Raw genomic sequence first — 9,126 nt, 5'->3', positions numbered from 1 at the left:
CGTGAAGAGGGGGCGGGCCTTCCGCCGTAACTTCGTCAGCCACGTCAGCTACCTGGCGGCACGGATACCGTGCGGCCGTCAGCCGACCGCGGGAACAGGCACGTACACGGCGAGCGCCGCGGCCAGCTCCTCGTGGACCTGCGCCTTCAGCAGCGTGCCTTCCGGGGTGTGCTCCTCGGACAGCACCTCGCCCTCGGCGTGCACCCGCGAGACCAGACCGCCGTCGGTGTACGGCACGAGGGCCTCGACCGTGATCTCGGGCCTGGGCAGCTCGGTGTCGATGAGCGCCAGCAGCTCGGTCATGCCGGCGCCGGTACGCGCCGACACGGCGATCGCGTGCCGCTCCATCCGCAGCAGCCGCTGGAGGACCACCGGGTCCGCCGCGTCCGCCTTGTTGATCACCACGATCTCGCGGACGTCCACCGCGCCGACGTCGCGGATCACCTCACGGACGGCGGCCAGCTGCTCCTCCGGCGCGGGGTGCGAGCCGTCGACCACGTGCAGGATCAGATCGGAGTCTCCGACCTCCTCCATGGTCGAGCGGAACGCCTCCACGAGGTGGTGCGGCAGATGCCGTACGAACCCGACGGTGTCGGCCAGCGTGTAGATCCTGCCGCTCGGTGTCTCGGCCCGGCGCACGGTCGGGTCCAGGGTGGCGAACAGGGAGTTCTCCACCAGGACGCCGGCGCCGGTGAGGCGGTTGAGCAGCGAGGACTTGCCCGCGTTCGTATACCCGGCGATCGCGACCGACGGCACCTTGTGGCGCCTGCGCTCCTGCCGCTTGATCTCACGGCCGGTCTTCATCTCCGCGATCTCCCGGCGCATCTTCGCCATCTTCTCGCGGATCCGGCGCCGGTCCGTCTCGATCTTGGTCTCACCGGGACCACGGGTGGCCATACCGCCACCGCCGCCGCCGCCCATCTGCCGGGACAGTGACTGGCCCCAGCCGCGCAGCCTCGGCAGCATGTACTGCATCTGGGCGAGCGCGACCTGTGCCTTGCCCTCTCGGGACTTGGCGTGCTGGGCGAAGATGTCGAGAATCAGGGCCGTACGGTCCACGACCTTGACCTTGACGACGTCTTCAAGATGGATCAGCTGACCGGGGCTGAGTTCACCGTCGCAGACGACCGTGTCCGCTCCGGTCTCCAGCACCATGTCGTACAGCTCGCGTGCCTTGCCCGAGCCGATGTAGGTGGCCGGGTCGGGCTTGTCACGGCGCTGGATGACGCCGTCCAGCACCAGCGCGCCTGCCGTCTCGGCCAGCGCCGCCAGCTCGGCGAGCGAATTCTCGGCTTCCTGCACGGTCCCCGAGACCCAGACGCCGACGAGCACCACACGCTCCAGGCGCAGCTGCCGGTACTCGACCTCGGTGACGTCTTCGAGCTCGGTGGAGAGGCCGACCACGCGCCGTAGCGCCGCACGGTCGGAGCGCTCGAACTGGTCGCCGTCCCGCTGTCCGTCGATCGCTTGGCTCCAGGCGACGTCCTCTTCCATCAGGGCATCGGCCCGAAGGCTGTCCGTGCGGGTGTCCGCGGAGATCTGCTCGTCCTGGGAAGGGGAAGAAGAGGAGGTCATTGGATCCTTACGTCGAAGAGAATGTTCGGGTGGTGGACAGAGACTGCCCACCCACATCGGTCACAACGCGTAACGATCCGGATTGATTCCCGGCGCCACGGGCCCGGCGCCCCCGTCCCGGAATCCCGGTCCCGGCGGCGCCGCCGACCCCTTGATGGTGGCACGTCATCGCCGGGACCGTCATATGGGTTTCCCGCTGGGTTTCCCGCCCTGCTTCGTAGCCGGCCACTTCACCGCCGCCTACTTCGCCGCCGCGCTCTTCCAGTCCGGGTGCCCCGGCATGGGCGGTGTCTTCTTCCCGTGCAGCCACCCCTGGAAGAAGTCCGACAGGTCGCGCCCGGCGATGTCCGACGCGAGCCGCGTGAAGTCCGCCGTGCCGGCCGTCCCGTCCCGGTGGTCGCGCACCCAGTCACGCTCCAGCCGCCGGAACTCCCCCGCCCCGATCTCCTGACGCAGCGCGTAGAGCACCAGCGCGCTGCCGTCGTACACCACCGGCCGGAAGAGGCTGATCTGCTCGCCTGCCGCGGGCGGCTTCGGCGCGGCGGGCGGGCCGCCCGCCGCGCGCCAGCCGTCGGACAGCCGGTACGCCTCGCGCATCCGCTTCTCCAACGGCTTGTCCGCGTGCTCCTGCGCGTACAGGGCCTCGTACCAGCTGGCGTGCCCCTCGTTGATCCACAGGTCGGACCACGCGCGCGGCGAGACGCTGTCACCGAACCACTGGTGCGCCAGTTCGTGGACCATGACCGAGTCGACGTACCACTCGGGGTACTCGGGCCGGGTGAACAGTGAACGCTCGAAGAGCGACAGCGTCTGCGTCTCCAGCTCGAAGCCGGTCTCGGCGCCGGCGATCAGGATGCCGTACGTCTCGAACGGATACCGCCCGACCTGCCGCTCCATCCACTCCAACTGCCCCGGCGTCTTGGCCAGCCACGGCTCCAGCTTCGCGCGGTCGGCCGCCGGCACGACGTCGCGCAGGGGCAGTCCGCGCGGTCCTTCCCGGTGCACCACGGCCGAGTCGCCGATGGACACCTGTGCCAGCTCGGTGGCCATGGGGTGACGGGTGCGGTACGTCCAGGTGGTGGTGGCGCCGTGGCTGGTCTTCGCCACCGGCAGTCCGTTGGCCACCGCGGTCAGCTTGCTGGGGACGGTGACACGGAAGGTGAAAGCGGCCTTGTCGGCGGGGTGGTCGTTGCCGGGGAAGACGCGGTGCGCGGCGTCGGCCTGGTTGGCCATCGCGAGGCCGTCCGTGGTCCGCACCCAGCCGCCCTTGCCGCCCGTCGGGTCGCTGGTGTGGGTGACGGTGACGCGTACGGGCGAGCCCGCCTCGACGGCGTCGCGCGGCGTGACCACGAGGTCTTCGCCGGCGGTCGCGAAGTCGGCACGCGCTCCGTCGACCTCGACGGAGCGGACCACGCCGTGGGTGAAGTCGAGGTTGATCCGGTCCAGACGCTGGGTCGCGCGGGCCTCGATCTTGGTGACGGCGTCGAGCGGCTTGGTGTTGTCGCCGCGGTACGTGAAGCCGATGTCGTAGGCGAGGACGTCGTATCCGGGGTTGCCCAGGTGCGGGAAGAGCGGATCGCCGATACCCAGCGGTCCTGGGGCGGCGGCGGGGAGCGTCGCGGCGACGAGGGTGGCCGACGCGGTGGCCAGCAGGGCGGCGCGCAGCCGGCGGGAGGTGAGCAGCATGAACCACCGTTACCAGCGCGCGGCATATGTATGACGGCGGCGCGCTTCACGCCCACCCGAAAGAGGACGGTGGGCGGCCGGGCGCGGATCCCGGTGCCGACGGGTCTGACTCGTCTGTTCAGGAGGCCGGCTCGTGCTGAGCGCGCCGTACGTCGAACACTCCCGGCACGTCCCGCATCGCGCGCATCAGACCGGGAAGTCCTGCCGCGTCGGGCAGTTGAAGCGTGTACGTGTGCCGTACCCGCTGCTCGCTCGGGGGCTCCACGTTGGCCGACACGATCGCCGCGCCGGCCGTGGCGATGGCCTCGGTGAGGTCGGCGAGCAGTCGCGGCCGGCCGAAGGACTCCGCGTACAGCGTGACCCGGCACTCCGCCTCGTCGCCCCAGCTCACCGTGACCGGCGAGCGGCCGAGCGCGGTCATCCTGGCGACGGCGGGGCACTCATCGCGGTGCACCGTGACGGCGCCGCCGCGGACCGTGAAGCCGGTGACGGCGTCGGGCGGTACGGGCGTACAGCAGCCGGCGAGCCGTACGGTCGCCTCTGGCACGTCCACGACCACGTTGGCCACGCCACGCCGCCCCGCGGTGACGGCGCCGGGGGCACGGGGCGCCGCCGCGGGCACCTTCAGGCTCTCCGGATTCGCGGCGAGCCAGCCGGCGATCGCGATCCGCGCGGCGGGCGTGCGGGCGTGGTCCAGCCACTCGGGAGAGGGCCCGGGAGCGGCGTCCTGCGTCTGACCGCCGTGCTCTCCGCCCTGAGCGCCCTGGCCGCCGTCGCGGCTGTCACGGCTGGTACTGCTGTCGTCGTCGCGGCCCCGGTCGATCGCGGCCTCCGGGACGGGGCCGTGGGCCAGCAGCAGTTGCACCGTGTCGCCGTCCACCAGGACCGTACTCAGCGTCGCCAGACGGCCGTTGACGCGCGCCCCAATGCAACCGTGCGCGCCGTCGCCGTGCTGCGCGTACGCCGCGTCCACACAGGTCGCGCCGGCGGGCAGCCCCAACATGCCCCCGTCGGCGAGGAAGACGCTGATCTCCCGGTCCTGGGCGAGATCGGCGCGCAGCGTCGTCCAGAACGTGTCCGGGTCCGTGGCCGCCTCCTGCCACTCCAGGAGGCGGGACAGCCAGCCGGGCCTGGTGGGGTCGGCGCGTTCACCGTCCGCCGGTTCGGCCCCGTCGACGGGCGCGTACGGATTGCCGAGCGCGACCACACCGGCCTCGGCGACCTTGTGCATCTGGTGCGTACGGATGAGGACTTCGACGACCGCCCCGTCGGGGCCGGCGACCGCCGTGTGCAGCGACTGGTACAGGTTGTACTTGGGTGCGGCGATGAAGTCCTTGAACTCGGAGATCACCGGCGTGAAGCAGGTGTGCAACTCCCCCAGCACGGCATAGCAGTCGGCGTCCTCCCCGACCAGGACGAGCAGACGGCCGAAGTCCGTGCCGCGCATCTCGCCGCGTTTCAGGCGGGCGCGGTGCACGGAGACGAAGTGCCGCGGCCTGATGACGACTTCGGCCGTGATGTCGGCCTCGCGGAGTGTCCGCCGCACGTCGACGGCGATGGTGTCCAGGCTCGGCCCCGTGGTGGCCTTGTCGGCGATGACGGTGCGGGTGCGCTCGTACTCGTCCGGCTGGAGGATCGCGAAGACCAGGTCCTCCAGCTCGGTCTTGAGGGCCTGGACGCCGAGCCGTTCGGCGAGCGGGATGAGGACGTCGTGGGTGACCTTGGCGATGCGGGCCTGCTTCTCCGGCCGCATCACACCGAGGGTGCGCATGTTGTGCAGCCGGTCGGCGAGTTTGATCGACATCACCCGGACATCGTTGCCGGTGGCGACCAGCATTTTGCGGAAGGTCTCGGGCTCGGCGGCGGCGCCGTAGTCCACCTTCTCCAGCTTCGTCACGCCGTCGACCAGATAGCAGACCTCGTCACCGAACTCCGCGCGGACCTGATCGAGCGTCACGTCCGTGTCCTCGACGGTGTCGTGGAGGAGAGACGCCGTCAATGTCGTGGTCTCGGCGCCGAGTTCGGCGAGGATCAGGGTCACGGCGAGCGGATGCGTGATGTACGGCTCGCCGCTCTTGCGGAACTGTCCGCGGTGCGACATCTCCGCCAGCACATACGCCTTGCCCAGCACGAGCAGGTCGGCGTCGGGGTGGTGCGCGCGGTGGGCGTCGGCGACATGGCCGATCGCGTCCGGCAGCCGGTCTCTGGACGCGGGCCCCAGCAGCGCGGCCCTGCCGAGTCGGCGGAGGTCGATACTGGTACGGCCGCGCCTGCGGCTCCGGGCACCAGGGCTGGTCGCCTCTGCGCTCATGGGGCACCTCCGGCAGCGTCGACCGGCGGTGGGAAGGACAGGAGCGCCCTCCCGGCCGGTGCTTGATGCTACCGACCCCACCACGTGCCTCGGTCCACCTCTCCCCCAGCGTGAAACGGATCACCCATTCGAGGGAACCTACGGCCGGGTGCGGCGGACTTCGGAGCGTGTCGAGCGGTTCAGGGGCGTACGGACCTCAGCGCGGGTCGAGCCGCTCCGCCCACTCCGCGTCGAGCAGTCCCTCGGCGACGATGACGGCCGGGCCGGTCATCTCGATCTCGCCGTCGGGGCGTTCGGTGATGACGAGTCGTCCGCCGGGCACGTCCACGGTGTACGTGGCGGACTCCCCGGTCACCGTGGGGTCGGCACCGTCCCTGCGGGCCGCCGCGACGGCGACGGCGCACGCGCCCGTACCGCAGGACCGCGTCTCGCCTGAGCCGCGTTCGTGGACGCGCATGGCGACGTGGCGCGGGCCGCGATCGACGACGAACTCGACGTTCACACCGTCCGGATAGACCGAGGCCGGGCTGACGGACGGAGCGGTGAACAGATTTCCCGCGTGGTCGAGATCCTCCACGAAGGCGACGGCGTGGGGATTGCCCATGTTGACGTTGCGCGCGGGCCAACCGCGGTCCCCCACAACGACGGTGACGTCGTCCTCGGTAAGGACGGCGCGTCCCATGTGGGTCGTGACCGGCCCCGAATCGGCTCCCCGGCCATCGGCCCCGCCTTTGGCTTCGGTTTCGGAGTCCTTGGCGATGTGCACCCTCTTCACGCCGCCACGGGTGGCGACGGCGAGGTCACCCGCCTCGACGAGACCGGCGCGCCGCAGATACCGCGCGAAGACCCGCACCCCGTTGCCGCACATCTCGGCCGTGGATCCGTCGCCGTTGCGGTAGTCCATGAACCACTCGGCCCGGTCGGCCATGGACCGCGCCTCGGGGTGCGCGGCGGACCGTACGACGTGCAGCAGCCCGTCGCCGCCGATACCGGCCCGGCGGTCGCAGAGCTTCGCGACGGCGGAGGCGGACAGGGCGAGGGCGTTGTCCGGGTCGGGAATGATCACGAAGTCGTTCTCGGTCCCGTGGCCCTTGAGGAAAGGGATCGGTGACGACTGCGCGGCGGGCCGGTAGGTACTCACGCGTCAATCGTACGAGGTGGGACCGACAACGCGAACATGGAAGGCCGCGGGCCGATCCGCCCGGACGGCGCGCGGTCCGTCGGTCAGCGGAGGCGGGCGACCCGCCACACGGCCAGGGCGACGAGGGCGGCGCCCCCGGCCACGTACAGCCCGAGAACACGCCAGTCCGGGCGCTCACCCGATCCGCGGGCCGGGAGACCCGGCCAGGCGTGGCCGACGCGGCGGGCGGCCATCATGCCCCAGCCCGCGGCGCAGCAGCTGATCAGCAGGCCGAGCATGGCGACGACGGCGCCGCCGTCGCCCGTGCCGAAGGCGAGGGGGAAGGCGAACATCAGCGAGCCGATGGCGGCGAGCATCACGATCGGGGCGAGCTGCCAGATCCGCAGGCGTCGCTGCGGACGCAGCTCGACCTCCACCTCGGGAGTCACCGCGTCTTCGTCAGGTCCGTCAGGACTCAGCCGTGGGGCTTCATCCTGTGGATCCTGCGTTCCCTGATCCGTGTTGCGAGGGCCAGCTTCCATCGCCACGCGCCCTCCCAACTCGGACTCCACTGGTCGATCGATGCTCGATGATGGCACGGCCCCGGGCACCGGATTGACGGCCTGAGCGTCCCGATGCCATCACGTGATCAGGCTGTGACCGCTCGTTCGACCAACGTCAGCGCGAGGTGCGGGAGTTCCTCCCGGTCGACGGCCGCGCCGCTCAGCCAGTGCACGCGCGGGTCGCGGCGGAACCACGAGTCCTGGCGGCGCGCGAAGCGTTTCGTGGCGCGTACGGTCTCGGCGCGCGCCTGGTCCTCGGTGCAGTCCCCGGCGAGGGCCGACAGCACCTGCTGATAGCCGAGAGCGCGCGAGGCCGTACGACCCTCGCGCAGTCCGCGCGACTCCAACTCGCGCACCTCGTCGACGAGCCCGGCCTCCCACATATGGTCCACGCGCAGCGCGATGCGTTCGTCGAGTTCGGGGCGTTCCACGTCGACGCCGATCTGCACCGTCTCGTACACCGCGTCGTGGCCCGGCAGATTGGCGGTGAACGGCTTCCCGGTGATCTCGAACACCTCAAGGGCCCGGACGATGCGGCGTCCGTTGCTGGGGAGGATCGCGCGGCCCGCCGGCGGATCGGCGGCCGCCAGCCGGGCGTGCAGGGCGCCGGAACCGCGCAGCTTCAGTTCCTCCTCCAGCCGGGCGCGCACCTCGGGGTCGGTGCCGGGGAAGTCGAGGGCGTCGATGGCGCCCCGTACGTAGAGGCCGGAGCCGCCGACGAGGACGGGGGTACGGCCTTCGGCGAGGAGCCGGTCGATCTCGATCCTGGCCAGCCGCTGGTATTCGGCGACGTTGGCCGCCTCGGTGACGTCCCAGATGTCGAGGAGGTGGTGCGGGACACCGCGGCGCTCCTCGGTCGTCAGCTTGGCGGTTCCGATGTCCATCCCTCGGTAGAGCTGCATGGAGTCGGCGTTGACGACCTCACCGTCGAGTTGCCTGGCGAGATGGACGCCCAGGTCGGACTTGCCGGCCGCGGTGGGGCCGACGACGGCGATGACCCGGGGTGCTCGCGCTGCGGTTCTCACGGCCCCAGTCTCGCAAACCCGGTGGCCGGTTCCCGAACGAGTTACGTGACGGCCCCTGTCCGGGGTCGTTGGCCGTTGCGAGATTCCGACTGCCGGTTTTCGGGCCGGTGCCACCGGGCGACGCAACGGGACGCTCCGGGCGACGCGGAATTTCGCCCACACGAGTACGATATGGAGCAGATATGGGTGTTTTTGCACGGCTTCGTCGGAAGTCCAAGCGGACGGCCGAAGAGGCCCGGCCGGCCTCGTCGGCGGCCGGAGCCACTGCGGACGGCACCCCGGGGGCGGCCGAGGCCGCACCCGATACGGGTGCGGATACGGTTGTCGCGGGGAGCGAAAGCGCCACCGACGGCGGCAAGGACGCCGCGGAGAGCGTTGACATCCCGAAGCAGCAGACCGCCGACGAGGCGGCCGACAACGGAGCCGGCGAAGGCGCCCGCACATAACCGGCACAGAGCCGACAGCCCCCGTCGGGGGCCCGAGGGAAGGTGACCCATGAGCTTCCTTGACTCACTGAAGGCCAAGCTGTCCCCTGCCAAGGACAAAGTCTCCGACCTCGCGCAGCAGCACGGGGGGAAGATCGGGAACGGCCTGGACAAGGCCGCGAAGACGGTCGACCAGAAGACCAAGGGCAAGTACAGCGACAAGATCGAGTCCGGGACCGGAAAGGCCAAGGACGCTCTGGAGCGCATGTCCCACAAGGACGGCGACACCGGCACCCCGCCTTCCTCCCCTCCGCCGCCCCCGGCCTCCTGAGGCACGGCCGAGCTGCGGCCCTCGCCCGACGGACGGGCGAGGGACGAGTCGTACGAGTGACGGCGATGGCCGCGAAGCGCCCTTCAGCGC

General features: G+C 71.0%; 8 protein-coding genes. 2 read left to right on the top strand and 6 right to left on the bottom strand.

Annotated elements, in window-relative coordinates; genetic code table 11:
• Positions 1 to 78: 78 nt before the first annotated feature.
• From hflX to miaA, 6 genes are all read right to left on the bottom strand, one after another.
• The gene (hflX, locus tag ACFT9I_RS39775; RefSeq protein WP_382572687.1) at positions 79 to 1,575 is read right to left on the bottom strand and encodes a GTPase HflX; all 1,497 of its coding nucleotides are present in this window, start codon (positions 1,573 to 1,575) and stop codon (positions 79 to 81) included.
• A 240-nt stretch (positions 1,576 to 1,815) separates the two neighbouring features.
• Positions 1,816 to 3,261, bottom strand: coding sequence for a M1 family metallopeptidase (locus ACFT9I_RS39770; RefSeq protein ID WP_382572685.1), 1,446 nt, complete (start codon positions 3,259 to 3,261; stop codon positions 1,816 to 1,818).
• A gap of 118 nt (positions 3,262 to 3,379) precedes the next feature.
• On the bottom strand, positions 3,380 to 5,572 hold the full coding sequence (locus ACFT9I_RS39765) for a RelA/SpoT family protein (protein ID WP_382572683.1): 2,193 nt from the start codon (positions 5,570 to 5,572) through the stop codon (positions 3,380 to 3,382).
• A 196-nt stretch (positions 5,573 to 5,768) separates the two neighbouring features.
• Entirely contained in the window at positions 5,769 to 6,713 is a 945-nt protein-coding gene (dapF, locus tag ACFT9I_RS39760) for a diaminopimelate epimerase (RefSeq protein WP_382572681.1), read from the bottom strand.
• 83 nt (positions 6,714 to 6,796) lie between these two features.
• The gene (locus ACFT9I_RS39755) at positions 6,797 to 7,234 is read right to left on the bottom strand and encodes a hypothetical protein (protein WP_382572678.1); all 438 of its coding nucleotides are present in this window, start codon (positions 7,232 to 7,234) and stop codon (positions 6,797 to 6,799) included.
• A 107-nt stretch (positions 7,235 to 7,341) separates the two neighbouring features.
• Positions 7,342 to 8,280 (bottom strand): tRNA (adenosine(37)-N6)-dimethylallyltransferase MiaA, encoded by a 939-nt coding sequence (gene miaA, locus ACFT9I_RS39750; RefSeq protein WP_382572676.1) that lies wholly within the window; start codon positions 8,278 to 8,280, stop codon positions 7,342 to 7,344.
• 182 nt (positions 8,281 to 8,462) lie between these two features.
• Between miaA and ACFT9I_RS39745 the strand changes: the two genes are divergently transcribed.
• A complete protein-coding gene (locus ACFT9I_RS39745; protein WP_382572674.1) occupies positions 8,463 to 8,726 on the top strand; it encodes a hypothetical protein in 264 nt (87 codons plus the stop codon).
• Between the two features lie 49 nt (positions 8,727 to 8,775).
• Complete coding sequence (locus ACFT9I_RS39740; RefSeq protein WP_382572671.1) at positions 8,776 to 9,036, top strand: antitoxin; 261 nt, start codon at positions 8,776 to 8,778, stop codon at positions 9,034 to 9,036.
• The last annotated feature ends 90 nt before the right edge of the window (positions 9,037 to 9,126 follow it).

The organism is Streptomyces sp. NPDC057137 (assembly GCF_042670825.1).
Taxonomy (GTDB): Bacteria; Actinomycetota; Actinomycetes; order Streptomycetales; family Streptomycetaceae; genus Streptomyces.
Note: the sequence above shows the minus strand (reverse complement) of the source record. Positions and strands in the feature narration are given on the sequence as shown.

Bases quoted from the DNA above. Each gene is read 5' to 3' on its own strand.
- ACFT9I_RS39745 (WP_382572674.1), top strand. From the start codon at position 8,463: ATGGGTGTTTTTGCACGGCTTCGTCGGAAGTCCAAGCGGACGGCCGAA.
- ACFT9I_RS39765 (WP_382572683.1), bottom strand. From the start codon at position 5,572: ATGAGCGCAGAGGCGACCAGCCCTGGTGCCCGGAGCCGCAGGCGCGGC.
- ACFT9I_RS39755 (WP_382572678.1), bottom strand. From the start codon at position 7,234: ATGGAAGCTGGCCCTCGCAACACGGATCAGGGAACGCAGGATCCACAG.
- ACFT9I_RS39740 (WP_382572671.1), top strand. From the start codon at position 8,776: ATGAGCTTCCTTGACTCACTGAAGGCCAAGCTGTCCCCTGCCAAGGAC.
- ACFT9I_RS39770 (WP_382572685.1), bottom strand. From the start codon at position 3,261: ATGCTGCTCACCTCCCGCCGGCTGCGCGCCGCCCTGCTGGCCACCGCG.
- hflX (WP_382572687.1), bottom strand. From the start codon at position 1,575: ATGACCTCCTCTTCTTCCCCTTCCCAGGACGAGCAGATCTCCGCGGAC.